21 protein-coding genes are annotated in these 24,026 nt (G+C 71.9%); 7 read left to right on the top strand and 14 right to left on the bottom strand.

The features are described from left to right. The first annotated feature begins 16 nt into the window (after positions 1 to 16). From OHS70_RS11935 to OHS70_RS11925, 3 genes are read left to right on the top strand one after another with little or no spacing between them, the layout of a single operon-like run. Positions 17 to 2,773, top strand: coding sequence for an ABC transporter substrate-binding protein (locus tag OHS70_RS11935; RefSeq protein ID WP_328396566.1), 2,757 nt, complete (start codon positions 17 to 19; stop codon positions 2,771 to 2,773). Between the two features lie 48 nt (positions 2,774 to 2,821). Then, the gene (locus OHS70_RS11930) at positions 2,822 to 3,031 is read left to right on the top strand and encodes a helix-turn-helix domain-containing protein (protein ID WP_040248424.1); all 210 of its coding nucleotides are present in this window, start codon (positions 2,822 to 2,824) and stop codon (positions 3,029 to 3,031) included. Next, positions 3,031 to 3,603: a Clp protease N-terminal domain-containing protein gene (locus tag OHS70_RS11925; RefSeq protein WP_328396560.1), complete on the top strand. Its 573-nt coding sequence runs from the start codon at positions 3,031 to 3,033 to the stop codon at positions 3,601 to 3,603. The genes OHS70_RS11930 and OHS70_RS11925 overlap by 1 nt, the downstream gene beginning before the upstream one ends. Positions 3,604 to 3,647: 44 nt before the next feature. Here OHS70_RS11925 and OHS70_RS11920 read toward each other — a convergent pair whose 3' ends face one another. Beyond that, positions 3,648 to 4,694 carry a PadR family transcriptional regulator gene (locus OHS70_RS11920; protein ID WP_328396558.1) on the bottom strand — a complete coding sequence of 349 codons (1,047 nt, stop codon included), beginning with the start codon at positions 4,692 to 4,694 and terminating at the stop codon, positions 3,648 to 3,650. A gap of 1 nt (position 4,695) precedes the next feature. Further along, entirely contained in the window at positions 4,696 to 5,565 is an 870-nt protein-coding gene (locus tag OHS70_RS11915) for a DUF4097 family beta strand repeat-containing protein (protein WP_328396556.1), read from the bottom strand. A gap of 180 nt (positions 5,566 to 5,745) precedes the next feature. On the opposite strand from OHS70_RS11915, the gene OHS70_RS11910 reads away from it, so the two are divergent. Next, entirely contained in the window at positions 5,746 to 6,543 is a 798-nt protein-coding gene (locus OHS70_RS11910; RefSeq protein ID WP_328396554.1) for a hypothetical protein, read from the top strand. A gap of 223 nt (positions 6,544 to 6,766) precedes the next feature. Here OHS70_RS11910 and OHS70_RS11905 read toward each other — a convergent pair whose 3' ends face one another. From OHS70_RS11905 to OHS70_RS11850, 12 genes are all read right to left on the bottom strand, one after another. Then, the gene (locus OHS70_RS11905; RefSeq protein ID WP_003961784.1) at positions 6,767 to 6,949 is read right to left on the bottom strand and encodes a DUF6104 family protein; all 183 of its coding nucleotides are present in this window, start codon (positions 6,947 to 6,949) and stop codon (positions 6,767 to 6,769) included. Positions 6,950 to 7,076: 127 nt separating this feature from the next. After that, entirely contained in the window at positions 7,077 to 10,877 is a 3,801-nt protein-coding gene (locus OHS70_RS11900) for a multifunctional oxoglutarate decarboxylase/oxoglutarate dehydrogenase thiamine pyrophosphate-binding subunit/dihydrolipoyllysine-residue succinyltransferase subunit (RefSeq protein ID WP_328396552.1), read from the bottom strand. A gap of 308 nt (positions 10,878 to 11,185) precedes the next feature. Further along, the gene (locus OHS70_RS11895) at positions 11,186 to 12,289 is read right to left on the bottom strand and encodes a HAMP domain-containing sensor histidine kinase (RefSeq protein ID WP_328396550.1); all 1,104 of its coding nucleotides are present in this window, start codon (positions 12,287 to 12,289) and stop codon (positions 11,186 to 11,188) included. Next, a complete protein-coding gene (locus OHS70_RS11890; protein ID WP_328396548.1) occupies positions 12,286 to 13,023 on the bottom strand; it encodes a response regulator transcription factor in 738 nt (245 codons plus the stop codon). Before OHS70_RS11890 ends, OHS70_RS11895 begins: the two co-directional genes overlap by 4 nt. 113 nt (positions 13,024 to 13,136) lie before the next feature. Beyond that, complete coding sequence (locus tag OHS70_RS11885) at positions 13,137 to 13,835, bottom strand: spermidine synthase (RefSeq protein ID WP_328405563.1); 699 nt, start codon at positions 13,833 to 13,835, stop codon at positions 13,137 to 13,139. Positions 13,836 to 14,033: 198 nt separating this feature from the next. Beyond that, the gene (locus OHS70_RS11880) at positions 14,034 to 14,657 is read right to left on the bottom strand and encodes a hypothetical protein (protein ID WP_328396546.1); all 624 of its coding nucleotides are present in this window, start codon (positions 14,655 to 14,657) and stop codon (positions 14,034 to 14,036) included. Beyond that, a complete protein-coding gene (locus tag OHS70_RS11875; protein ID WP_328396544.1) occupies positions 14,654 to 16,051 on the bottom strand; it encodes a hypothetical protein in 1,398 nt (465 codons plus the stop codon). The genes OHS70_RS11880 and OHS70_RS11875 overlap by 4 nt, the downstream gene beginning before the upstream one ends. Continuing rightward, positions 16,048 to 16,854 carry an ABC transporter ATP-binding protein gene (locus tag OHS70_RS11870; RefSeq protein ID WP_328396542.1) on the bottom strand — a complete coding sequence of 269 codons (807 nt, stop codon included), beginning with the start codon at positions 16,852 to 16,854 and terminating at the stop codon, positions 16,048 to 16,050. Before OHS70_RS11870 ends, OHS70_RS11875 begins: the two co-directional genes overlap by 4 nt. After that, on the bottom strand, positions 16,851 to 18,023 hold the full coding sequence (locus OHS70_RS11865) for a zf-HC2 domain-containing protein (protein ID WP_328396540.1): 1,173 nt from the start codon (positions 18,021 to 18,023) through the stop codon (positions 16,851 to 16,853). The genes OHS70_RS11870 and OHS70_RS11865 overlap by 4 nt, the downstream gene beginning before the upstream one ends. Next, positions 18,020 to 18,595, bottom strand: coding sequence for an RNA polymerase sigma factor (locus OHS70_RS11860; RefSeq protein WP_384039962.1), 576 nt, complete (start codon positions 18,593 to 18,595; stop codon positions 18,020 to 18,022). The genes OHS70_RS11865 and OHS70_RS11860 overlap by 4 nt, the downstream gene beginning before the upstream one ends. A 77-nt stretch (positions 18,596 to 18,672) precedes the next feature. Further along, positions 18,673 to 19,320 carry a GNAT family N-acetyltransferase gene (locus OHS70_RS11855; RefSeq protein WP_328396536.1) on the bottom strand — a complete coding sequence of 216 codons (648 nt, stop codon included), beginning with the start codon at positions 19,318 to 19,320 and terminating at the stop codon, positions 18,673 to 18,675. Between the two features lie 155 nt (positions 19,321 to 19,475). Beyond that, complete coding sequence (locus OHS70_RS11850) at positions 19,476 to 19,859, bottom strand: hypothetical protein (RefSeq protein WP_328396535.1); 384 nt, start codon at positions 19,857 to 19,859, stop codon at positions 19,476 to 19,478. Positions 19,860 to 20,108: 249 nt separating this feature from the next. Here OHS70_RS11850 and OHS70_RS11845 point away from each other — a divergent pair, with 249 nt between their 5' ends. From OHS70_RS11845 to OHS70_RS11835, 3 genes are all read left to right on the top strand, one after another. Next, a complete protein-coding gene (locus OHS70_RS11845; protein ID WP_328396533.1) occupies positions 20,109 to 20,492 on the top strand; it encodes a VOC family protein in 384 nt (127 codons plus the stop codon). Between the two features lie 250 nt (positions 20,493 to 20,742). Further along, a complete protein-coding gene (lon, locus tag OHS70_RS11840) occupies positions 20,743 to 23,148 on the top strand; it encodes an endopeptidase La (RefSeq protein WP_328396531.1) in 2,406 nt (801 codons plus the stop codon). Positions 23,149 to 23,225: 77 nt separating this feature from the next. After that, positions 23,226 to 24,023 carry a pentapeptide repeat-containing protein gene (locus OHS70_RS11835; RefSeq protein WP_328396529.1) on the top strand — a complete coding sequence of 266 codons (798 nt, stop codon included), beginning with the start codon at positions 23,226 to 23,228 and terminating at the stop codon, positions 24,021 to 24,023. Positions 24,024 to 24,026: the final 3 nt, after the last annotated feature.

Below are 24,026 nucleotides of genomic sequence, written 5' to 3'. Positions count from 1 at the left end.
CAGGGGAGGGGGAACAGTGTCAACGGGGGAACCGCACAGCCGGATTCCGGCCTATCCGGGCGTCGAGCGTTTCGTCGACGCCTTCGACAAACTGGTCGTCCAGCCGCGCCGCAGCCGCAGCCGCGTGCCGGTGGTGCTGCTGAGCGAGCCGGGCAGCGGTCAGGCGGGGCGCCGGATCGTAGCCGGGTTACGGTCCCGGCTGCGGGGACGCGAGAGGGGGCTCGCACCGCATGTCTGGCTGCCCGACGGGCCCGCCGACCCGGCCGAGGCGCCGCTGAACCTCTTCGAGCAGATCACCTACCAGCTCGACGCGACCATGCCGCCCGGCACCGGACGGCTGCGGCTGCCCTCCTACCGGCTGCTGCGCGCCGTCGTCACCGCACCCGCCGCCGGTGGCCTCATGGAGCGCCGCCCGGGGGAGCTGCGGGACCACTGCTACGCGGAGCACCGCGAGGTGTCGGCGCTGGCCCGCGGTCTGTGGTGGCTGGGCGGCCGGGATCAGGCCAACGGCGGCACCCTGCTCGAACTGCTGTGGAACTTCATCGCGGGCCCGCTCTTCCAGCGGCTGCCGCGGGCCCTGTACGGGCGTCGGGCGGGCCGTCGGATGCTGGGGCGCGGCCGCGGCGGCGGCCGCCGCTGGTACGCGGAGTGGGTGCGCCAGCAGCAGGGCACTCCGCCCACCGACTTCTTCCGCTCGGCCCTCGACCTGGTGGACAGTGGCTCGGACGGGGATCCCGAGCAGCTTGACCGGATCCTGGTGCACGCGCTGCTCGCGGACCTCGAAGCCGCCGCCCGCAAGCGGCTGTTCAACCCCTGGCGGCGCCGCCGGGTCAGCCGCTTCGTGCTGCTGGTGGAGGAGGCGGGCCCCGCCGAGTCGCGCGTGCAGCGGTTCCTGCGTGAACTGCGCTCCGCGATGGAGGACTTGCGGTGCACGTCGGTGGTGGCGGTGGCCGCGGGGGTGCGCACCCTCGCCAGCAGGATCCCCGACATCGAGGTCCCCGGCCTGTCCGCCGCCGGCGCGGACCTGGCCAACATCGCCCAGCGCGGCACTCCGCCCGGGCGGCCGTCCGGGATGGTGGTGCCGGTCGCCGAGGGCCCCGAGGACGACCAGGCCGCGACGTACTGGCTGGGCCGCTGGCCGACGCTCGCCCCGCCCGCCATGCGGTGGGGGCCGGGGGCCGAGGTGGTCGGGGTGCTCGGCGCGGGGGTGCTCGCCCTGGTGCTGACCGGAGGGCTGGTCGCCGGGGTGCCGTTCTCGGCGGACGGTCCCGATCCGTGTCTCGGTTCCACCTTCCTCGGCACGGACGGGCAGTGCGTCGGCGTCGCGGAGGGGGCCGCGTCGTTCGGCGCGGCCGACAGCGACCGGGCCGTGCGTGACGTACTGCAGCGCATCGAGCGGCAGAACGAGCAGGTGGAGAAGGAGCTTTCGGGCCGGCGCGACGACGATCCCCGTCCGCGTGCCCGCACGGTCGTCTACTTCGGGGCGCTCAGCGGCGGCAAGGACGCCGAGGACCCGGTGCGCGGCGGCACGCTTGCCGAGCTGCGCGGTATCGCCCTGGCCCAGGCGTATGTGAACGGGCAGGCGCTGGGCTCGGGGGAGCGGGTGCCGTTGCGGGTGCTCGCGGCGAACGCGGGGGACCGGTTCAAGGACGCCCCGGCCGTGGCACGCCGGATCGTGGAACTCGCCGACAAGGACGGCTCGATCGTCGGGGTCGTCGGATTCGGGCAGAGCCGCCGCAACACGTACGAGGCGATAGGCATCTTCGACGACGCGGGGCTGCCGATGGTAGGCACCTCGGGCACCGCCGACGAGCTGCTGCGCCAGGGCGGGCACTACTACCAGACCGCACCGACCGACACCCGGGCCGGCCAGGTGATGGCGGCGTTCGCCGAGCATGCGCCGATGGTGGACGGGAAGTCCGCGGTGCGGGTGCGGCTGATCGCCGATCCTTCCGACGCGTACAGCGCGAGCCTCGCGACGGCCTTCCGTACGGCGTACGGGGACGAGCGCACCGGCATGCTTCTGTACACGCCGACGGACGCGCCCGAGCCTTCTCCCATGCCGGGCGGTCCGGCCGGATCCTCCGTCGCGACCGTCGACGACCTGGCGCGCGAGGTGTGCCGGGCCGTGGCCGACGAGCCGCGCACGGCGGTGGTGTGGGCGGGACGGGGCAGCCAGTTCCAGTTGTTCCTGGGCGAGTTGACGCGGGATGCGCGGGACTGTCCGGAGGTGAGCGTGCTCGGTGGCGACGACGTCACCAACGCGCTGACGGAGGAGCGCAGGCCGTGGGAGGTGTTCGCCGGGCTGACGCTGTACTACGTCTCGCACGGCCGGGCCCCGGTGCTGGCGGGGGCGAGCGGTGAGGCGGCGGCCTTCCTCTCGGAGTACGACCGTACCTACGCCAAGGACCATGGCACCCGTACGGGGGCAATGCGCCAGGACGCCCATGTGGCGCTCGCCTGGGACGCGATGCGGTATCTCGCGGAGGGTGTCGATCAGGCGTGGAGGGGCACCGGCGGACATGACGAACGCCTCGACCGTGGGCTGCTGCAGGCGGTGCTCTACCAGGGCCTCGGCGGCGGGGGCTTCGACGGGGCCACGGGGCGGATCGACGCCCACGGGGCCTCGGGCGGGGGGCGGCTGACGGAGAAGAAGCTGATAGCGGTCGAGCGCGGGGGCGCGAAGGGTTCGCAGACGGTGCTGCTGTGCGGGACGGTGGCGCGCGGTGACGTGCGCGATACGTGGGGGCCGGAGAAGCATGCCTGCCCCTGACGTCAATGTAGGTTGACAGTGGTCATGATGTCAATGTAGGTTGACATCATGACCGAAGCAACGGATCTCGCCGAGCGGGCCGGGGACCGCGATCCGCGGATCGGGCTGCGCGCCGTCGCCGCACTGCGGCGGCTGCTGGAGCAGCTCGAAGCCGTTCAGGTGCGCAGCGCCCGCAATCAGGGATGGTCGTGGCAGGAGATCGCCGCCGAGCTCGGGGTGAGCAGACAGGCCGTGCACAAGAAGTACGGGAGGCAGTGATGTTCGAGCGGTTCACCGAGGACGCGCGTGCGGTGGTGACCGGGGCCGTCGCCCGGTCCGAACGGGCCGAAGCGTCCACCATCACCGAGGAGCATCTGCTGCTCGCCCTGCTGGACCTTCAGGGCGGGCGGGCGTCGTTCGCGTTCCGCGCGCTCGGAGTGAGCGACCGGCGTGAGGCCCTCGAGTCGTCGCTCGACCGGGCGCGCCGCCGCGGCGGCCTGACCAAGGCGGACGAAGGCGCCCTGGCCGGACTCGGCATCGATGTCGCCGAGATCGTCGCGCGGGTCGAGGAGGTGCATGGAGAGGGCGCGCTGGCAGGCGACCGCAGGAACCGCCGGTGGTGGTCCGGTCACCGCTCCCTCACCCGCGGTGCGAAGGACACCCTGGTGAAGGCGCTGCGGATCGCGGTGGGCCGGCGCGACCGCGTCATCGGCGCCGAGCACATCCTGCTGGCGCTCACGGCCCGCCCGGGCGTGGTGGCCGAGGCGCTGGCCGACCACGGGGCGACGTACACGGCGGTGGAACGGGCGCTGTTCGGCACCGGGGGCGGGGGAGCGGCGCTGGCGGGCTGAGCGCGCGCCGCGGGGACCGGACGGCCGTCCGGTCCCCGCGTCCGCTACTCCTTGGGGCTGCGCAGCAGGGCGACGATGTGGGCCGCCGCGGTCGACAGATGGCGGCGGGCCTCGCCCAGCTGCTGAGGCGTCACCCCGTGGTCACGAGCCGCGTCGCGCACGTCGTCGCGGAAGCGGTCCAGCAGCCGCTCGAGGTCGCGTGCCGGGTTGTCCGACGGCTCTTCCTCGGCCCACTCCGGCTCCGGCGGAGCCTCGGCACCGGCCGGTTCCACGACCACCACCGGCTCCGGCTTCGGGCCGGTCCCCGGCCTGGTGAACCGCCCGAACTCCTTGGAGATCTCGGCCAGCCCCTCCCGGAGCCCCGTCGGCCAGTCGCCCCGTGCGAAGTGGTCCTGCACCTTGTCCTGGACCTGCTTGGCGATGCGCTGCATCTGCTCCTGGGCCTGGTCCTGGGCCTCCTTGGCCTGGCGGCGCGCACGCTGGGCGTCCTCGCGGGCGCGGCGGGACTCGTCCTTGGCGCGCCGTGCCTGCTCCTTCCACTCCTGCTTGGCGCGGCGCAGCTCCTCCTTGGCGGCCCGCCAGGACTCCTTGTCGGTGAAGTCCCCGAAGTCCCCGATCGTGAAGTCCCCGACGCCGAAGTCTCCGAGGCCGGGCTCCCCGTCAGTCGTGGCGTGCCCCTTGCCGTTGCCGGTGCCCGGTGCCCGGCGCGTCTGCGAAGCCGCCGCGCGCATCTCGCTGCGCAGCTTGCCCGCCGCGCCGCGCACGTCGTCGCGGATCTCCGCGGCCAGTTCGGAGACCGACTCGCGGATCTCCAGCTCCAGGTCGGCCAGTTCGCCGCTGCGCCCGGCCAGTTCGGCGCGGCCCGCGTCGGTGATCGAGTAGACCTTGCGGCCTCCCTCGGTGGCGTGGGTGACCAGACCCTCGGCCTCCAGCTTGGCCAGCCGCGGGTAGACGGTGCCGGCGCTCGGCGCGTACAGGCCCTGGAAACGCTCCTCCAGGAGGCGGATCACCTCGTACCCGTGGCGCGGGGCCTCGTCGAGCAGCTTCAGCAGATAGAGCCGGAGCCGGCCATGGGCGAATACGGGGGGCATGTCAGAGCACCTTCCCGGTCGGGGCGTCGGCGGACACGTCCTCGTGGGGCTCTTCCTCCGCCGGTGGCCTGCGCAGCAGCGCGATGGAACCGGAGACCGTCGTCGCCTTGAGCGTGCCGGTGCCGGCGCCGAGCGTGCCGGTCATCTGCTTGGCCCCCCACTGCCCGCTCACCCGTAGATCGTCGAAGGCGGTGGAGACGGCTCCGCTCGCGGTGTTCGCCTCGACCAGGGCGTCGGCCGGGTGCGGCAGCCGGATGGCCACCTCGCCGGAGACCGTGTTCAGCCTGATGTCCGTGGGCTCGCCCGCCGGGTCGATGTCGATGACCATGTCCCCGCTGACGGAGTCGGCGCGTACCGATGCGCCGGAGCCGTCGATCACCGTCAGATCGCCGGAGACCGAGTTGTAGCGCAGCCTGCCGGTGACCGACTGGGCCTCCAGATTGCCGGAGACCGTGTCGGCGCGGACCGGCCCCGAGATGCGGACGAGTGTGGTGTCCCCGCTGACGCCGCGGACCGTCGTGGCGCCCTTGATCCCGGAGACGACCGCCCCCGCGCCCACCGCGCCGACCTCCACGGCCGCCTGGGCGGGGACGGCGAGGGAGACCACCGCGCTGCGGTGCCAGCCCTTGCGGTCGAGCCACTTGAGGAAGCCCTTCCAGGGCAGGTCCTCGTAGGCGACGGTGAGGGTGGAGCCCTGCCTGGTCACGATCAGCGGCGGGCCCTGGATCTCGGAGACCTCGAGCCGGGCAGAACCTTCGTCGGTGCCCACCACATTGACCGTTCCATTGACGATGCGCACATTGAGCACGGTGACCGGGTCGTCGAAGGCGAGCTTTGTCGGCTCAGCGACTTCCCACGTCGTCTCTGCCATGGTGCTGACCTCCCAGGCCGGGCCGCGACGCAACATATCGCGTCTGTTGACCAACACGATATATCGCGGTTCTTGGATGTCAAGCTCGACCGAGGGGTCGGCCGTGCGGCCGGGGATCCTCGCGTGGTCATTGAGGGGGCACTGGGGGCCACAAGGGGCAAATTGCCCTAGCGTGGGGTCATGAACGCGACACCCGTAGGAGCGCTGCTGCTGTGCCGGGCCGAACCCGCGCTCGTACGTCCGCCGGCCCATCTGCTGCGCGGGCGGATGCTCCTCGCCCCGGCCGGCTCCCACTGGAGCGTGATCGTCCCGGAGGACAAGCCCTGGCTCGACGGCGGCGAACCGGTCGAGGCGGTGCTCGGCGGCTGGGCCCACGCACTCGCGGTGGGGGTGAACTGGCCCGTGCTCGCCCTGTGGTGGGACGGGGAGCGCGCCGGTTTCACCCTTGCGTCCGGCTTCCGCCGGCCCGTCGGCTACATCTGGCTCGCCGACGGCACCCCCGTCGGCGAGGACGAAGCCATGCGGACGTTCGCCGCCCGCCTCGGGCTCGACCCCGTTGTGGACGTCCAGGCACTGGAAGAGCTCACTCTTCCCGACCCGGAGTCGGACGCCCGCGCCCGGCTGCTCGGTCTGACCGCCGTCCTCACCCGCACCGGCCTCACCCTGCCCGTCGGCCTCACCCCCGGCGAACCGGCCGACCGGCTGCGCTCGGTCGCGCACGAGCACGAAGCGGAGACGGTCGAGTGGTCGGGCTGGCGCGATGCGGTACGGGCCGAACTCGACGTGGTCGAGGAAGGCCCGCTCGGCCCGTGGCTGCTGGGCCGCCGGGCCCGCGTACTCGGCGCCGCCCAGCTCGTGGTGGGCGTGCCGCTGACCGCCTGGGGTGTCGCCCGCCGCAGCGGGGGCTGGGCGGCGACGGGCGGGGTGCTGATCGCAGGCGGGCTGCTGAGGCTGGGCTACGAGCGTCTGCGGCGCTGAGCCTGTCGGCTGCTTCCCGCTGCCCCCTGCCGATACCGGGGCTCGGCCCGGGATCCGTGGCGGGGGGCGGAAGGAAGCGGGGACCGGGCTGATGCCCCCTGCCCCCGGGCTTGCGGCCGTGCGCCGGCGAGTCCCGGCGTTCCCGTCGGGGCTGCTCGTCGGCTTCACGCCGCGAGGCCTGCCGGGCGTGCGCCGGGCACTCCCGTCGCAAGGCCCGGTGCGGCTACTCGTCCTCGTCCTCGTCGTCGAGGCGGGCCAGCCATGTGGCGAGACGCTCGACGGGAACCTCGAAGTCCGGATTGAGGTCGACGAAGGTCCGCAGCTGCTCGGCCAGCCACTCGAAGGTGACCTCCTCCTCGCCGCGCCGCTTCTCCAGCTCCTCGATGCCGCGATCGGTGAAGTACAACGGGCTGCTCCTGCTTCTGGTGATGCGTGCCGGTGGGCTTCCCACCAGCCTAGGCGGCCGAAAGGCCCGGGCCCGCATCGCGTGGATGCGGGCCCGGGCCCCTCGGTGCGCAGGGACAGCCGTCCGGTCAGGCCTCGAAGACCTCGTTGACCAGCTGCTCCTGCTCCTGCTCGTGGCGCTTCTTCGAGCCCACCGCCGGGGACGAGCCGTGCGGACGCGAGATGCGGCGCAGGCGCTCGCCGTGCGGGATGTCCGCACCGACGGCCAGGTCCAGGTGGTCGATCAGGTTGAGCGCGATGAACGGCCAGGCACCCTGGTTCGCCGGCTCCTCCTGGGCCCACAGGTACTTCTCGGCGTTCGGGAACTTGGCGATCTCGGCCTGGAGCTCCGCACCCGGCAGCGGGTACAGGCGCTCGAGGCGGATGATCGCGGTGTCCGTCGTACCGCGCTTCTTACGCTCCGCGTCCAGGTCGTAGTAGAACTTGCCGGACACGAAGACGACCTTCTTGATCGCGGCCGGGTCGGCCACGCCTGCGTCCACCGCGGTGTCGCTGATGACCGGGCGGAAGCCGCCGGTCGTGAACTCCTCCGTCTTCGACGCTGCGGCCTTCAGACGCAGCATCGACTTCGGCGTGAAGACGATGAGCGGCTTGTGGTGCGGGTTGTGCACCTGCCAGCGCAGCAGGTGGAAGTAGTTCGACGGCAGGGTCGGCATCGCGACCGTCATGTTGTTCTGCGCGCACAGCTGCAGGAAGCGCTCGGGACGGGCGGACGAGTGGTCCGGGCCCTGGCCCTCGTAGCCGTGCGGCAGCAGCAGCGTGACGCCGGAGTGCTGGCCCCACTTCTGCTCGGCCGAGGAGATGAACTCGTCGACGACGGTCTGCGCGCCGTTGACGAAGTCGCCGAACTGGGCCTCCCACATGACCAGCGCGTCCGGGCGGGCCAGCGAGTAGCCGTACTCGAAGCCCATCGCCGCGTACTCGCTGAGCAGCGAGTCGTAGACGTTGTAGCGGGCCTGGTCGTCCGTCAGGTAGAGCAGCGGGGTGTAGTCCTCGCCGGTCTCCTGGTCCACCAGCACCGCGTGGCGCTGGCCGAACGTGCCGCGACGGGTGTCCTGGCCGGACAGCCGGACGGGGGTGCCCTCCATCAGCAGCGCGCCGATGGCGAGGGTCTCGCCCATGCCCCAGTCGATCGTGCCGTCCTCGACCGACGCCGCGCGGCGCTGCAGCTGCGGCATGAGCCGCGGGTGCACGGTGATGTGGTCGGGGATGTTGACCTGGGACTCGGCGATCCGCTTGACGACCTCCTGGGAGATCGCGGTGGTCACGGCCACCGGGAACTCGGCCTGGGAGTCCGGGACATGTGCCGGGGCCGGGAGGCTGGTCGCCTCGCGGACCTCCGCGAACACCTTCTCCAGCTGGCCCTGGAAGTCCTGGAGCGCCTGCTCCGCCTCTTCCAGCGTGATGTCGCCGCGACCGATCAGCGACTCGGTGTACAGCTTGCGCACCGAGCGCTTCTTGTCGATCAGGTTGTACATCTGCGGGTTGGTGAACTGCGGGTTGTCGCCCTCGTTGTGACCGCGGCGGCGGTAGCAGATGAGGTCGATCACGACGTCCTTGTTGAACGCCTGGCGGAACTCGAAGGCGAGCCGCGCGACGCGGACCACGGCCTCCGGGTCGTCGCCGTTCACGTGGAAGATCGGCGCCTCGATCATGCGGGCCACATCGGTCGCGTACATCGACGAACGCGACGACTCCGGGGCGGCGGTGAAGCCGACCTGGTTGTTGATGACGATGTGGACCGTGCCGCCGGTGCGGTAGCCGCGCAGCTGCGACATGTTCAGCGTCTCGGCGACGACACCCTGGCCGGCGAAGGCCGCGTCACCGTGCAGGGCGACGGGCAGGACGGTGAAGTCCGTGCCGCCCTTGTTGATGACGTCCTGCTTGGCGCGGGCGACACCCTCGAGGACGGGGTCGACAGCCTCCAGGTGCGAGGGGTTGGCGACCAGCGAGACCTTGATCTGCTCGCCGTCGAGGCCCGTGAACGTGCCCTCGGCGCCCAGGTGGTACTTCACGTCACCGGAGCCGTGCATCGACTTCGGGTCGAGGTTGCCCTCGAACTCGCGGAAGATCTGGGCGTACGACTTGCCCACGATGTTCGCGAGGACGTTCAGGCGGCCGCGGTGGGCCATGCCGATGACGACCTCGTCCAGGCGCGACTCGGCCGCGGAGTCGATGACCGCGTCGAGCAGCGGGATGACGGACTCGCCGCCCTCGAGCGAGAAGCGCTTCTGGCCGACGTACTTGGTCTGCAGGAAGGTCTCGAAGGCCTCGGCCGCGTTCAGCCGGCGCAGGATGCGCAGCTGCTCCTCGCGCTCCGGCTTGGTGTGCGCGCGCTCCACCCGGTCCTGCAGCCACTTGCGCTGCTTCGGGTCCTGGATGTGCATGAACTCGATGCCGGTGGTACGGCAGTACGACTCACGCAGCACGCCGAGGATGTCGCGCAGCTTCATCATCGACTTGCCGGCGAAGCCGCCGACGGCGAACTCGCGCTCGAGGTCCCAGAGCGTGAGGCCGTGCTCGGTGATGTCCAGGTCGGGGTGCTTGCGCTGGCGGTACTCCAGCGGGTCGGTGTCGGCCATGACATGGCCGCGGACCCGGTAGGAGTGGATCAGCTCGAAGACGCGCGCGGCCTTGGTGACGTCGTCGTCGTGCGAGGCGTCGATGTCCTTGAGCCAGCGGACCGGCTCGTAGGGGATGCGCAGCGACTCGAAGATCTCGTCGTAGAAGTTCTCCTCGCCGAGGAGGTAGTTCGCGACGATCCGCAGGAACTCGCCGGACGCGGCGCCCTGGATGACCCGGTGGTCGTACGTCGAGGTCAGCGTCATGACCTTGGAGATGCCCAGCTTGTTCAGGGTGTCCTGGGAGGTGCCCTGGAACTCGGCGGGGTAGTCCATCGAGCCGACGCCCATGATGACCGACTGTCCGGGCATCAGACGCGGCACGGAGTGCACGGTGCCGAGGCCGCCGGGGTTGGTCAGCGAGACGGTGACGCCGGTGAAGTCGTCCATCGTCAGCTTGTTGTTGCGGGCGCGGCGGACGATGTCCTCGTAGGCCTGCCAGAACTCGAAGAAGTTCAGCGTCTCGGCCTTCTTGATGCCCGCGACGACCAGCTGGCGATCGCCGTTCGGCTTCACCAGGTCGATGGCCAGACCGAAGTTCACGTGGTCGGGCTTGACCAGGGCCGGCTTGCCGTCCTTCTCCGCGAACGACCAATTCATCGACGGCATGGCCTTGATGGCCTGCACCATCGCGTACCCGATGAGGTGGGTGAAGGAGATCTTCCCGCCCCGGGCGCGCTTGAGGTGGTTGTTGATGACGATGCGGTTGTCGAAGAGCAGCTTCACCGGGACGGCGCGCACGGACGTGGCCGTGGGCAGCTCCAGAGAGGCGTTCATGTTCTTCGCGACCGCGGCGGCGGGGCCGCGCAGCACCACGAACTCGGGGCCGTCGGGCGCCTGGGTGGCGGGCGCGGCCTTGGCCTTGGCGGCCGGAGCCGCCGGGGCGGCCTTGGGCGCGGCGGCAGCGGGCTTGGGCGCGACGGGGGGAGTCTGGGCCGGCGCGGGCTGCGCGGGCGCCGGAGCGGCGGCAGCGGGCTGTGCCGGGGCGGCGGCGGTCGGGGCGGGGGTCACCGCAGCCCCCGCGGCTGCGGTACCGGTCGCGGGCTTGTCCGCCGTGCCGGAGGCACCCGGCTTGTAGTCGGCGAAGAAGTCCCACCAGGCACGGTCGACCGAATTCGGGTCCTGGAGGTACTGCTGGTAGATCTCGTCGACGAGCCACTCATTGGGACCGAACGCGGCGGCAGGGTTCTGACCCTGCCCGCCTTGGTCGGTCGAGGTGCTCGAGTTACTGGGGGACTGAGACGACACGGCGAGAACCGCCCTCTTCCGCTTCACAAGGTGATGGACAGCGGAAATAAAGGCTACGCCTCCCTGGCCGGGAGGTGCAGGCCGGGCGGGTCATCGTCGCGCAAGTCACACCGAAAGGCGGGTTTCGGGGCCGTTAATGGCGGGAAACAAGCGTGGTTCCGCTGCCGTCCGGGTGCAACAGAAGGCGACTACAGCCTGGTGACCTGCAGCCTTTCCCATGTGCTGGGCATGAACATCCCAGTGCAAGCACGGGCTCCACTGAAGCCGCTGACGTGGAGCGAACAGCTGCTTCCGCTTCAAACCCTACGTCAACCTCGCGCCGACGGGATCCCCGGAAGGGTGACCTGGATGCGGCAGCCACGGGCGGATTCGGCCACCCCGATCCATCCCCCGTGCAGATCCACCGCCCAGCGCGCGATCGCCAGGCCCAGACCCGTGCCGCCGTCACTGCCCGGACCGTGCGGCGAGGCCACCTGACCCCGGTTGAAGCGCTCGAACACCTTGTGGCGCTCCTGCTCCGGGATGCCGGGGCCTTCGTCGAGCACTTCCAGGTCCAGCGACTCCGGAGACGGCCCGCGCCGGGCCCGTACCGTCACCCGGCCGTGCGGCGGCGAGTGCTTGACCGCGTTGTCGATGAGATTCGCGACCACCTGGTGCAGCCGCTCCGCGTCCGCGTGCGCGGTCAGCTCCGGCGGTGACACATCCAGATGCAGATGCACGTCGGTACGGGTGTGCCGCCCCGATCCCGATGTCAGCCCGGGCCGGGACGAGGCCAGATTGGCCTCCTTCAGCACCCCCGACAGATACGGCCACACCTCGAAGCGGCGGGCCCGCAGCGGCAGCACACCGTTGTCGAGCCGTGACAGGTCCAGCAGCGTCTCGACCAGCCGGCCCAGACGCTCGGTCTGCTTGAGCGCGGTGCGCATGGTCTCCGGATCGGCGGCCGAGACCCCGTCGACGACGTTCTCGAGCACGGCGCGCAGCGCGGCGATCGGCGTGCGCAGCTCGTGCGAGACATTGGCGACCAGTTCCTTGCGGTTCTGGTCCACGGCCTCCAGGTCGTCCGCCATGCGGTTGATGGTGGAGGCGAGGTCGCCGAGCTCGTCGCGGCGGTCGGCGCCGCGCACCCGGCGGGTGAAGTCGCCGTGCGATATGCCCTTGGCGACGGTGTTCATCTCGTCCAGCGGCGCGGTCAGGCCGTGGGCGACGAACTGGGTGATCAGCAGGGTCGCGATGATCGTGAAGACCGTGATGAAGCGCAGCTCGGTCTTGCTGTGGAACGCGAGCACCAGCAGGCCGGTGGTGATGAAGACCGAGACGACCACCAGCGTGCTGAGCTTGGTCTTGATCGAGATCGTGATGGAGGCGGTACTGAGCCGCTTCCGCGGTCCGCCTCCTGGCCGCCGTCTCATTGCGCCGGCGTCTCCAGCGCGTAGCCGACACCGTGGACGGTACGGATCCGCTCGGCGCCGATCTTGCGCCGCAGCGCCTTGATGTGGCTGTCGACCGTGCGGGTGCCGGAGGCGTCCGCCCAGTCCCACACCTCGGCGAGCAGCTGCTCGCGGGAGAGCACCGCGCGCGGGGTGTTCGCCAGGCAGACCAGCAGATCGAACTCGGTGGGCGTCAGGTGCACGTCCTCGGTGCGTACGCGCACCCGGCGCTGGGCGTGGTCGATCTCCAGCTCGCCCAGCCTGAGGATCCCGCTGCGCGGCGTCACCGCGGCGAGCGCGGCGCGCTCCACCCGGCGCAGCAGTACATGGACGCGGGCGGCGAGCTCACGCATCGAGAACGGCTTGGTCATGTAGTCGTCCGCGCCGACGCCCAGACCGACCAGCATGTCCGTCTCGTCGTCACGGGCGGTGAGCATCAGCACCGGAACCGGGCGCTGGGCCTGGACGCGGCGGCAGACCTCGAGACCGTCGAAGCCGGGCAGCATCACATCGAGAACCATCAGATCGGGTTGCCAGGCCTCGGCCGCATCGACGGCGGCGGGGCCGTCGAGCGCCGTCTGGACGAGGAAGCCCTCGGCCCGCAGGCGGGCGGCGATGGCATCGACGATCGTGGCGTCGTCCTCGACGACGAGCACCCGGCGCTGCGCTCCGGGGGTGGCCGCGACTCCGTTGTGCGTGGTGTGTGTCTGCTCCATCGCCCCGCCCTGTTCCGCGTTCTCGCGAGCTGCATGTGGATCCGGATCGAAGTTGATCCCGTGGTGATCCCGGTGTGTCGTCCAGCAGCGTAAGGGCACCGGAGGCGTCCCGGCTACGCAGGGCGAACCGCGAGGTGAACCACGTCCGGTACGCCTCGGGCAACCTGGATCTCTTCGGTTCTTACCCCGGTGAATCCGGCATTCCGCAACGCATCCCCGAATGTGGGGGACGGCTGCGCGGACCAGACGGCGAGGATGCCGCCGGGCTCCAACACGCCCTGACAGGCGGCGAGTCCGGCGGGTGAGTAGAGGTTCTCGTTGTCGTCGGTGACGGTCCACTCGGGCCCGTTGTCGATGTCCAGACACAGAGCGTCGTAGCGGTCCGGGGTGGCTCGCAGATGGGACACGAGATCCGTGTGCAGGATCACGGTGCGAGGGTCGGCGAGCGCCTCGCCGGAGATCGCGGCGAGCGGGCCCGAACGGTGCCAGCCGATGATCGCCTCCTCGCGCTCGACGACGGTGATACGGCCCCAGCCGTGGGCGGCCGCGGCACGGGCCAGGGAGAACCCGACGCCGAGCCCGCCGATCAGGACCGCGGGGGCGGTGCGGCCGGCGGCGAGCGCGTCGTGGGCCGCGTCGACGAGCAGCCGCTCCGAGCGGCCGTCGGAGGTGTCCATCAGAAAGCACCCGTTGGCGATGATCTCGTGAACCGCCTCCGCTCCCTCGCCGCGCCTCCTCAGTACGACTTCCCCGTAGGGGCCCTCGTGCCTCTCGAGCGTGACGGGCGGGGCGTGGACTGCGGGGAACGGCATGGCGGGAACCTCCGGGCGGCTGGCGGTGACGACACGGATCATGACCATCCTGTCCGGCGGGCGGCCGACGGGACAAACCGATTCCCGGCACCGGACGGCTGTCGGCCGCCGGGACGTCGGTTTCCGGACACCGTCGGGTCGTCACCGCGTCCGCGGGCCCGGCCGCCCCCTCGCGTCGGCCGGGACCGCGGGCCGCGGTCAGCTCTCGCGGCGTGGCCCCCGCCAGGCGTACAGGGACGCGCCCGCGACGAACAGTGCCAGCGCTGCCGCCCAGGCCCCCGGCTGGGGACCGGGCTGCATCGGCCAGGCCCAGATCTGGGCGCCCACGCCGTGGACCCGGCCCGCGCCCAGGTAGATCGCACTGATGTAGGCGAAGGCCGGCAGCCAGCTCAGCCGCGCGCCGATCACCACGGCCGCGGCGGCCGTGATGCCCATGGCGCCGAGTGCGTTGCGCGCCATGGCAGGGGCGCCGAACTCGGCCGTGTGCCCGAGCACCGCGAACGCCAGGACCGTCGCGGCGAGCGCCGAGAGGCCGAGCAGCTGGGCCAGCCGCCGGGGCCACCAGGCGCGTACGGCCGTACGGTCCAGCTCGTCCATGTACTGGTACAGGCCGGTGCCGATCACGGCGGCGGACAGCAGCGGGGCCAGCGCCACGACCGGCACCCGGCGCGACGGCTCGATATAGGCGTCCAGGCCGTGCGCGCCCCACACCGCGAGCACCGCGATCGCGGCCAGCGAGGCCACGGTGAGCGGGACGGCGCGTGAGCGGGCGAGGAGCAGGGGGCCGCTGAGCGACCGCTGGGGTGTGGGACGGGCGCTCACAGTGCGGGCACCCGCTTCGGGTCGCAGCTGTCGGCGGTGGCGAAATAGCGCGAGAGCCATGCGCGGCGCTCGTCCGTGTCCATGGACGCCAGCCGGGCGCGGGCTGCACGGTCGGCCCTGATACCGGCCTGCATCTTGTCGTCGCCGCTCTCCAGGGCAGACCGGAGGTGTTGGCGCTCGATCTCGTTCCGAATGCGGTTGGGAGCGAGCCACTCGGTGACCGCGTCGTCGACCTGGGACGCGCGCTTGTCCAGGATGCGCGCGGCGCATCGATCTCCGCTGGTCAGAGCAGATGCGGCCTCCCACGCGTACTGCTCAGGGTCCGTCAGCCTGCTGCGGACCATGGACTGGCCCGTCGGGGTCAGCATGGGCAGCTGGGCCTCGTTCGGCCTTGGTTCCCCGGCCCGGTCCTCGAACCGGACCGGCAGGTTCTCGACGCCTTCGAGACGATCGGTGAGACCGGACAGAGCAGCTCCGACCTCCGGCAGCATTGCGGGGTACAGGGCATTCACACAGATCTGGGGTCGCACAGAGGTGTCGCACACCTGCTGGTGCGCCAGGGGGTGGTCACGCCACATGCGGTCGCCGGTCTGGCCGATCAGCACCGCCGCGACGGCCGCTGCGGTGAGCGGCAGAAGCGCGATGTACTTGCGCGAGGCCGCGTACGCGAGGACCGCGGCGGCCGCCAGACCGCCCACCCACACGGACTCGGCGAGCGGCTGCCACCACACAGGGAGCACGCTGTCCGTCTCGGGTGCGGACGCCGGGCTGAGGTGGCGGAACCCGCTTGTCGCGTACGTCGGGACGCCGAGCACCAGATATCCGCACACGGCGAGCGCGGGCGCGGCCGGCCACCACGCCACCAGCCGTCCCACGACATGCCCGAGCACGGTCATGGCCACGAGGAACGCCGCGTCCGCGAGTGCGGGGGAGAGCAGCGGACGGCTCGCCGAGGCGTACGGCCAGGTCGCGGCACCCACGCCGACGGCGACGACCGCGTATGCGACGGCGATCCACGCCGCCACGGGCAGCGATGCCGTGAGGAACTGGGCGAGCGGGCCGCGCGCGGCCGATGCGCGCAGTTCGTCCGTACGGCGACGGCGCTCCCTGCCTCCGTGCCAGCAGCCCGCCGCGGCGGCGAGCGGGCCGCCCAGCAAGGCACTCACGAGATGCAGCATGGTCTGGGTCTCGCCCCAGCTTCCCTGCCACTGCGGCGCCTTGCCGGCCATCGTGATCGACAGGGTCGCGGCGACGGCGAGGCCGGCCCAGGGCGCGAAGCCGCGCCTGAGCTCGCTGCGCAGGGGATGCGGGGCCGTACGCGACCCGTCGGCGCCGGCCGGTCCCGTCGGCGGGGTCCCGTTCCGCGTCCGCGTCTTCGTCTCCAGGATGCTCAACGTGCCGCCCCCGATCCGGCCGGCACGGACTGCTCGCCGCGGTGGGCGCGCAGGGCCGCGGTGTAGCCGCGTTCGATCGGGCTGCCGTCGCTCCCGTCGCTGTCGCCCGCGGAGTCCTTGCCGAGCGCGGTCAACTCGGCCGTCGCCCCCCGGTAGGCCACCCGGCCCGACTCGAGCAGGGTCACGTGCGAGCACGCGGCTGCCACGTCCTCGACGAGGTGGGTGGAGACGATCACGGTGGAGGCGCTGCCCAGTTCCCGGAGCAGTGCTCTGAACTCGACTCTCTGCTCCGGATCGAGACCGGCCGTCGGCTCGTCGAGCAGCAGCAACTCCGGTTCGTTGACGATCGCCTGCGCGATGCCGACCCGGCGCACCATGCCGCCCGACAGCGTCCTGACCCTCGCGTCGACACGGTCGCCCAGTCCGACCCGCTCGACCGCCCTCTCCACCGCGGCCGGCACCGTCGCGGAGGGCATCTCCTTCAGCCATGCGACGTACGCGACGAACTCGCGGACCGTGAAGCCGGGGTAGTAGCCGAACTCCTGCGGCAGATAGCCGAGACGGCGCCGTATCTCCGTGCGCTCCCGGTGCGCCGACACATTGCGGCCGAGGAGTTCCACCCGGCCGCCGGAGGGCGCGGCGACGGTGGCGAGAACCCGGATCAGGGAGGTCTTGCCCGCGCCGTTCGGGCCGAGCAGACCGTGGACCCCGGTGTGGAAGGAGAGGTCGAGGGCGTCCAGGGCGACGGTCCTGCGGTGCCGGACCGTCAGCCCGGTGACCTGCACGGTGCTGTGGGTGCTCACATCTTCTCCAGGTGGTCGAACGACGAACGGCGCAGCGCGAGCAGCCCCGCGCACAGCAGGGCCGCGGCGGCCCAGCCGCTCTGCACGGCGGGCCCGTCCACATAGACCGCGAGCCGTCCTGCGATGTTCTGTGGAAGCGAGGCCAGTACGGGCCCGGCGACGAACGCCAGCCAGCCGAAGGCCAGGACGCCGGCGGCGACCTCGCAGCCGACACAGGAACCGAGCGCCAGCGCCGCGAGGGTCAGGGCCAGTCCGGGCAGCAGCCAGGCAGCGGCCCCGGGCCCGTCGGCCGTCGCGGGCAGCAGGGCGCCGGCCGCCGTCAGCAACGGGATGCTGACGGCGAGAACCGCGGCGGCCCGGGTCAGCAGCAGCCGCAGCCCGCCGGACGGGGTGGATGCGGCGATCTCGTACAGCGGATCGGCGTGCCGTCCGTACGAGAGTCCGACTCCGGCGAGCGGTACGACGGGTGCGATCAGCAGCAGGGCGGGCTGTACGCCCCCGAGCCCCGCCACATAGGCAAGCCCGAACGCCGCGGCGATCACCAGCCCGAGTGCGACGAGCCAGGCCCGGTGCAAGGACGGTCCCGCGGCCCAGACGGCCCGCGCGACCCACCCGAGCCGCCGGCCGCGCCCCGTGTCCGCGGGGCCGTGCGGGCCGCCGGCCCCCGCCGTGGGTCCGGTGAGCGGTCCGCCCGGCCGGACGGCCGCGGCGCGGGCCGCGAGTCCTCCCGAAGGGACCGGCTCCGGGGTGACACGGTCCGGGGCACCGGCCTCACGGCCGGCGTCGCCGACCGTGCGGACGGGCCTCTCGGCCTGTGCCGCGCCCCGTCCCGCAGAGTCGTGCAGATGCTCGCGCGGGCCGGTGCCCTCCGCCGGGCCGGGCACGCGCGTCCCGGGCCGTGCGGCGGCGAAGGGCGACGGACGCAGCCCCCGCAGACGTGCCCGTGCCGACCTGCGCGACGGCTGTGTCAGTGCCGCCGTGGCCAGGACCGAGGCGCGCACCTCCGCCAGCAGGTGCCCCGCTGCCCCTGTCCGGGCCGCCGTCGACACGCGAGTCGCGCACGGCGTGCAGGACTCGACGTGCTTCTCCAGGGACCAGGCGTCCGGTTCGGACGCCGAGCCGGCGGCGTACTGCGCCGCCAGCGGTTCGCTCACATGCCAGTCGCTCACGCCGTGCCTCCCAAGGCATCCGTGCCGGGCGCCAGCTGTGCCAGCGCGGCGCGCAGCTCCCGGCGGGCCCGCAGCGCGCGGGTCTTGACCGTGCCCTCGGGGATACCGAGCAGCCGCGCCGTCTCACGGGTCGTCAGGCCGTCGATCACCGTCGCGCGCAGCACCTCCCGCAGCTCCGGCGAGATCCGGTCGAGGGCCGTGCCCACATCCCCGTACTCCAGTCCGGCCAGCACCCGTTCCTCGGCGGAGGGCATCGGCCCGGCCGGTGCGTGGACCACGCGATCCGCCCTTGCCCCGGCGCGCTGGGCGTCGACCAGGCGGCGTGCGGCGATCACCCAGAGCCAGCCGCCGGCCTCGCCGCCGCGGTGCGTGCCGGCCGAGCGCCATACGGTCACAAAGGTGTCCTGGAGGACTTCCCGTACGGTCTCCGGGTCCGTGCAGCGGCGCGTCAGGCGGGTGTGCAGCCAGCCGGCGTGCCGGTCGTAGAGCGCGCCGAGCGCTTCCGTGTCCCCGCGGGCGACGGCCCGCAGCAATGCCGCGTCGTCGTCCCGCTCTCCCCCCGAGGGGCGCATGAGTCTCACGCTCTCCCTATCGCTCGCGACGCGACGAGCGGTTCACGGCACCCTCGTGAAAACTCGGACGAGTTGGTTCATGCCCCCTGCGCGCGATGAAACAGGCTGACGAGCGGCGCTTCGACCCGCCACCCGAGGGACTCGTACAGCGCCCGGCCGTCGGGCGTCCCGCCGAGGACGCCCACAGGGGCGCCCCGGTCGACCGCGGCGTTGTGGAGCGTACGCATCACCAGGCTGCCGAGTCCCCTGCGCCGGTGTGCGGCCGCCGTCTCCACCTGGTCGACGACGGCGGTCGGTCCGGTGAGCGCGATCTGGCCGCGGGCCGCGAACGAGCCGTCGGCGGCCACGACCAGCACCCGGGTGACGCCGCCGCGCTCCCAGGTCCTGAGGGTGTAGCCGTCCGGCACGGCGGCCGGTGTGCGGCGCAGCTGAGCGGTCATCAGCCAGCCGGGTTCGTCGACCTGCCAGTCGGGGCCGACCCACTCGCAGACGGACTCGGGCTCGGCGAACACCTTCAGCCAGACCGTCGGTGCGGCGAACTCGGCGGCGACCTTGCGGACCGTGGACTCGTCGTCGGAGGTCAGGACATGGCGGGTGGCGTGCGGGACCTGTCCGACATCGACGGTGAAACCCCAGGGCTGTGCCACCGGGTCGGCCGCACCGCGTGAGACGACCCAGCCGTCGACCCAGGCACGGATGGTCGCGGCGGTGCTCTCGAAGGACATCCGGAACTCCCCGTAATAGGCTCTCTGTAATGAGCCAATTACATATCGGAGGTGATGCGGGCGGCGACGGCATGCTTCCGTGATCCGCGCCACAGGGGCCGGCCGCGCGGGACCCGGCGGTCCCGCGCGGCCGGTGGTCGGTGCGGCGCGTTGGTCTATCGGTCACACGGTTCGTTGGAGCCGCCGCCGCTCAGGTAGGCGTCGTAGACCCAGCCGAGGCTGCCGCCGCCCGGTTCCCGGACCCATGTCCAGCTGTTTCCGTAGTCGTTCCAGACGTAGCAGTCGTACTCGACGGTCGTACCGGGAGCGATGTGCCCCACGACGGTGCAGGCGCCGTACGGGCCGGTGTGTGCGGCCACGCTGGTGCACTTGGTGATCGTGCCGCGGGTTCCGTCGTTGGGCTGGCGCGGCCAGTGTGCATTGCCACAGGTGGCCTCCGACTCCCCGGTGACCGTGGCCTGGGCCGCCGGTGCGGCCATCGTGCCCAGTACGAGCCCGGCCCCCGCGGCCGCTCCGGCCAGGACATTGCGCAAACGCATGCTCTCTCCTCGATCGTGATGATTGCGGTCGAAGCACGTTCGAGAGCAGCCTTGGGCACGCCGCCCCCGTCCCGGCAGGGCGAACGCCGTCCGGGACGCGTCCCGGACATGTCCCGGACGGGGCACCCGCCCGGTGATCAGGGGCGGGGCGCCTTCTTGCCGGCGCGCGATCCTCCGGGTGAGGGCGACGGCGCGGGCCGCGAGGCAAACGGGTGGCAGGCGAGAAACCGCTCAGGCAGGCTCGTCCTCATGGTCTCGGTGTTGCAGAACGTGGCGATCGACTGTGCGGATGCCTATGAACTGGCCCGGTTCTGGAGCGGGGTGACCGGCCACCCGCTGCATCCGGAGGACAAGCCGGGAGACGCGGAGACCCAGGTGATGCTGCCGACGGGGCCGCTGCTGCACTTCAATCAGGTGCCCGAACCGAAGAGGGCCAAGAACAGGATCCATCTGTGCCTGCGCCCGGAGACCTCGCGTGAGGAGGAGGTCGAACGGCTGCTGGGCCTGGGCGCCACCTTGGTCATCGACCGCCGCAACCCCGACGGCTCGGGATGGGCCGTTCTCGCGGACCCCGAAGGCAACGAGTTCTGCGTCCTGCGCAGTGAATCCGACCGGGGTGCGGTGCCGTCCTGATTCCGGGGGATCGGGCGGGTGCGGTGACAAAGCGCAGCGGGCCTGGGCCCGACCGGGCAAGGTCGCCCCGGACCTCGCAAGATCCCTCGCAAGGCTGATCTGCAACTCGCAAGCACCGATCCACCGCCAAAGGGCACTGGTCGGTGTGCGATCGCTCACGGCGAACATTGGCTGGGGAACATCCCGGGGCTCATGTGCATTGAGTCGGTACAGCTCAACTTGACTGCGCTTGACTGCCTAAGGGGAGACCATGGCTTCATCGACGTCCTCACCGCTCACCCTGCCCGTGCTGCCGCTCGACGACGAGGTCGTGCTGCCCGGAATGGTGGTTCCGCTCGACCTGTCCGATGCCGATGTACGGGCCGCGGTGGAGGCCGCCCAGGCCGCGGCCCGCTCCTCGGGCAACAAGCCGAAGGTGCTGCTCGTTCCCCGGATCGACGGCACATACGCCGCGACCGGTGTGCTCGGCACGGTCGAACAGGTCGGCAGGCTCTCCGACGGCGACCCCGGCGCGCTGATCCGCGGTCGCAGCCGTGTCCGGATCGGGGCCGGTACGAGCGGGCCCGGCGCCGCACTGTGGATCGAAGGCACGGCCGTCGTGGAGGTGGAGCCCGATCCGGTGCCCGGCGCCGTCACCGAACTGATCAAGGAGTACAAGGCGCTCGCCACCGACTGGCTGAAGAAGCGCGGTGCCTGGCAGGTCGTCGACCGCGTCCAGCAGATCGACAGCATCGCCCAGCTCGCCGACAACGCCGGCTACTCGCCGTTCCTGACCACCGCTCAGAAGGTCGAGCTGCTGGAGACGGCCGACCCGGTGGCCCGCCTCAAGCTCGCCACCGAGCAGCTGCGTGAGCACCTTGCCGAGCAGGACGTGGCCGAGTCCATCGCCAAGGACGTACAGGAAGGCGTCGACAAGCAGCAGCGCGAGTTCCTGCTGCGCCGTCAGCTGGACGCCGTGCGCAAGGAGCTGCGCGAGCTGAGCGGCCAGGACGGCGAGGACGAGTCCGACGACTACCGCGTCCGGATAGAGGCCGCGGACCTGCCCGAGAAGGTGCGCGAGGCGGCTCTCAAGGAAGTCGAGAAGCTGGAGCGCGCCAGCGACCAGTCGCCCGAGGGCGGATGGATCCGCACCTGGCTCGACACCGTCCTGGAGCTGCCGTGGAACGAGCGCACCGAGGACGCGTACGACATCCGGGGCGCCAAGGCCACCCTGGACGCCGAGCACTTCGGCCTGCAGGACGTGAAGGAACGGATCACCGAGTACCTGGCGGTGCGCAAGCGGCGCGCCGACCGGGGGCTGGGCGTGGTCGGCGGGCGGCGCGGGGGCGCGGTTCTGGCGCTCGTCGGCCCGCCCGGTGTCGGCAAGACCTCGCTGGGTGAGTCCGTCGCGCACGCGATGGGCCGGAAGTTCGTCCGGGTCGCGCTCGGCGGTGTACGCGACGAGGCCGAGATCCGAGGCCACCGGCGCACGTACGTCGGTGCCCTGCCCGGCCGGATCGTCCGCGCCGTCAAGGAGGCCGGCTCGATGAACCCGGTCGTCCTGCTCGACGAGATCGACAAGGTCGGCTCCGACTTCCGCGGCGACCCGGCCGCGGCCCTCCTCGAGGTCCTCGACCCGGCGCAGAACCACACCTTCCGCGACCACTACCTGGAGGTCGAACTCGATCTGAGCGATGTCGTCTTCCTGGCCACCGCGAATGTGCTCGACGCCATCCCGGAGGCGCTGCTCGACCGGATGGAGCTCGTCCGGCTCGACGGCTACACCGAGGACGAGAAGATCGTCATCGCCCGGGACCACCTGCTGCCGCGTCAGCTGGAGCGGGCGGGCCTCGAGCCCGGCGAGGTGACCATCGCCGAGTCCGCGCTGCGCAAGCTGGCGGGCGAGTACACCCGGGAGGCGGGCGTACGGAACCTGGAGCGTTCGGTGGCCCGGCTGCTGCGCAAGGTGGCGGCCGAGCACGAACTGGGCGACCGGGAGCTGCCGTTCACCGTCGGTGCCGAGGAGCTGCGGGCGCTGATCGGACGGCCGCACCATGTGCCCGAGTCCGCCCAGGACCCGGCCGAGCGCCGCACCGCGGTGCCCGGTGTGGCCACCGGCCTCGCGGTGACCGGCGCGGGCGGCGACGTCCTGTTCGTGGAGGCGTCGCTGGCGGACCCGGAGACCGGCGCGGCGGGCCTGACCCTGACCGGTCAGCTCGGCGACGTCATGAAGGAGTCCGCACAGATCGCGCTGAGTTTCCTGCGCTCGCACGGCGCGGAGCTGGAGCTCCCGGTCGCCGATCTCAAGGACCGGGGCGTGCACATCCACTTCCCGGCGGGTGCCGTCCCCAAGGACGGCCCGAGCGCGGGCATCACGATGACGACGGCGCTCGCCTCGCTGCTGTCGGGCCGGCAGGTGCGCACGGACGTGGCGATGACCGGTGAGGTGTCGCTGACCGGCCGGGTGCTGCCGATCGGCGGCGTCAAGCAGAAGTTGCTGGCCGCGCACCGGGCGGGCATCACCACGGTGGTGATCCCCAAGCGGAACGAGGCGGACCTGGACGACGTCCCGGCCGAGATCCTCGAGAAGCTGGAGGTGCACCCGGTGACCGACGTCCGGCAGGTGCTGGAGCTTGCGCTCTCACCGGCGCAGGTCGAGGTCGCGCAGGCGGCCTGACCCGCGGAGCACGGGCCCGGCGGTGATCCACCGCCGGGCCCGACGGCTGTCCGCCGAAGGTCCCGCACAATGGACGGATGAACCAACTGCAGGGGGACTGCTCGAACTGCTTCGGCCTCTGCTGCGTGGCGCTGCCCTTCGCCGCCTCCGCCGACTTCGCCGTGAACAAGCCGGCCGGGCGGCCGTGCGGCAATCTGCGGACCGACTTCGCCTGCGGCATCCACGACCGGCTGCGCAGCAGCGGCTTCCAGGGATGCACCGTCTACGACTGCTTCGGCGCCGGACAACAGGTCTCGCAGATCACCTTCGGCGGTACGAGCTGGCGCCAGGCCCCGGACACCGCCGAGCAGATGTTCGCCGTCTTCCCCGTCGTGCGGCAGCTGCACGAACTGCTCTGGTATCTGACCGAGGCGCTGAACCTGAGCGCAGCGCAGGAGGTGCACCCCGAGCTGCGGCGGCAGCGGGAGGGTGTCGAGGAGCTCACCCGGCTCGCCCCCGACGCCCTGCTGAAGCTCGATGTCGCGGCGCACCGCCAGGACGTCAACGTCCTGTTGCTGCGCACCAGCGAACTCGTACGCGCCGCGGTACGCGGGAAGAAGAAGGACCGCAGGGGCGCGGACCTGATGGGCGCCAGGCTGCGGGGCGCCGATCTGCGGGGCGTCAGTCTGCGCGGGACGTATCTGATCGCCGCGGATCTCAGGGGCGCCGATCTGCGCCTGGCCGACCTCATCGGGGCAGACCTCAGGGACGCCGAACTGGCCGGGGCGGATCTGACCGGGTGCATCTTCCTCACCCAGCCGCAGGTGAACGCGGCCCGCGGCGACGCGGCCACCCGTCTCCCGGACGGGCTGACCCGCCCCGCGCACTGGTCGTGACGA

The sequence above is a fragment of the Streptomyces sp. NBC_00390 genome (assembly GCF_036057275.1).
GTDB lineage: Bacteria > Actinomycetota > Actinomycetes > Streptomycetales > Streptomycetaceae > Streptomyces.
This window is presented reverse-complemented; position numbering and strand designations above follow the sequence as displayed.

What these genes read in the sequence shown, in the direction of transcription:
- OHS70_RS11930 (WP_040248424.1), top strand. Translation starts at nt 2,822, where the DNA reads ATGACCGAAGCAACGGATCTCGCCGAGCGGGCCGGGGACCGCGATCCG.
- OHS70_RS11925 (WP_328396560.1), top strand. Translation starts at nt 3,031, where the DNA reads ATGTTCGAGCGGTTCACCGAGGACGCGCGTGCGGTGGTGACCGGGGCC.
- OHS70_RS11920 (WP_328396558.1), bottom strand. Translation starts at nt 4,694, where the DNA reads ATGCCCCCCGTATTCGCCCATGGCCGGCTCCGGCTCTATCTGCTGAAG.
- OHS70_RS11915 (WP_328396556.1), bottom strand. Translation starts at nt 5,565, where the DNA reads ATGGCAGAGACGACGTGGGAAGTCGCTGAGCCGACAAAGCTCGCCTTC.
- OHS70_RS11910 (WP_328396554.1), top strand. Translation starts at nt 5,746, where the DNA reads ATGAACGCGACACCCGTAGGAGCGCTGCTGCTGTGCCGGGCCGAACCC.
- OHS70_RS11895 (WP_328396550.1), bottom strand. Translation starts at nt 12,289, where the DNA reads ATGAGACGGCGGCCAGGAGGCGGACCGCGGAAGCGGCTCAGTACCGCC.
- OHS70_RS11890 (WP_328396548.1), bottom strand. Translation starts at nt 13,023, where the DNA reads ATGGAGCAGACACACACCACGCACAACGGAGTCGCGGCCACCCCCGGA.
- OHS70_RS11885 (WP_328405563.1), bottom strand. Translation starts at nt 13,835, where the DNA reads ATGCCGTTCCCCGCAGTCCACGCCCCGCCCGTCACGCTCGAGAGGCAC.
- OHS70_RS11860 (WP_384039962.1), bottom strand. Translation starts at nt 18,595, where the DNA reads ATGCGCCCCTCGGGGGGAGAGCGGGACGACGACGCGGCATTGCTGCGG.
- OHS70_RS11855 (WP_328396536.1), bottom strand. Translation starts at nt 19,320, where the DNA reads ATGTCCTTCGAGAGCACCGCCGCGACCATCCGTGCCTGGGTCGACGGC.
- OHS70_RS11850 (WP_328396535.1), bottom strand. Translation starts at nt 19,859, where the DNA reads ATGCGTTTGCGCAATGTCCTGGCCGGAGCGGCCGCGGGGGCCGGGCTC.
- OHS70_RS11845 (WP_328396533.1), top strand. Translation starts at nt 20,109, where the DNA reads ATGGTCTCGGTGTTGCAGAACGTGGCGATCGACTGTGCGGATGCCTAT.
- lon (WP_328396531.1), top strand. Translation starts at nt 20,743, where the DNA reads ATGGCTTCATCGACGTCCTCACCGCTCACCCTGCCCGTGCTGCCGCTC.
- OHS70_RS11835 (WP_328396529.1), top strand. Translation starts at nt 23,226, where the DNA reads ATGAACCAACTGCAGGGGGACTGCTCGAACTGCTTCGGCCTCTGCTGC.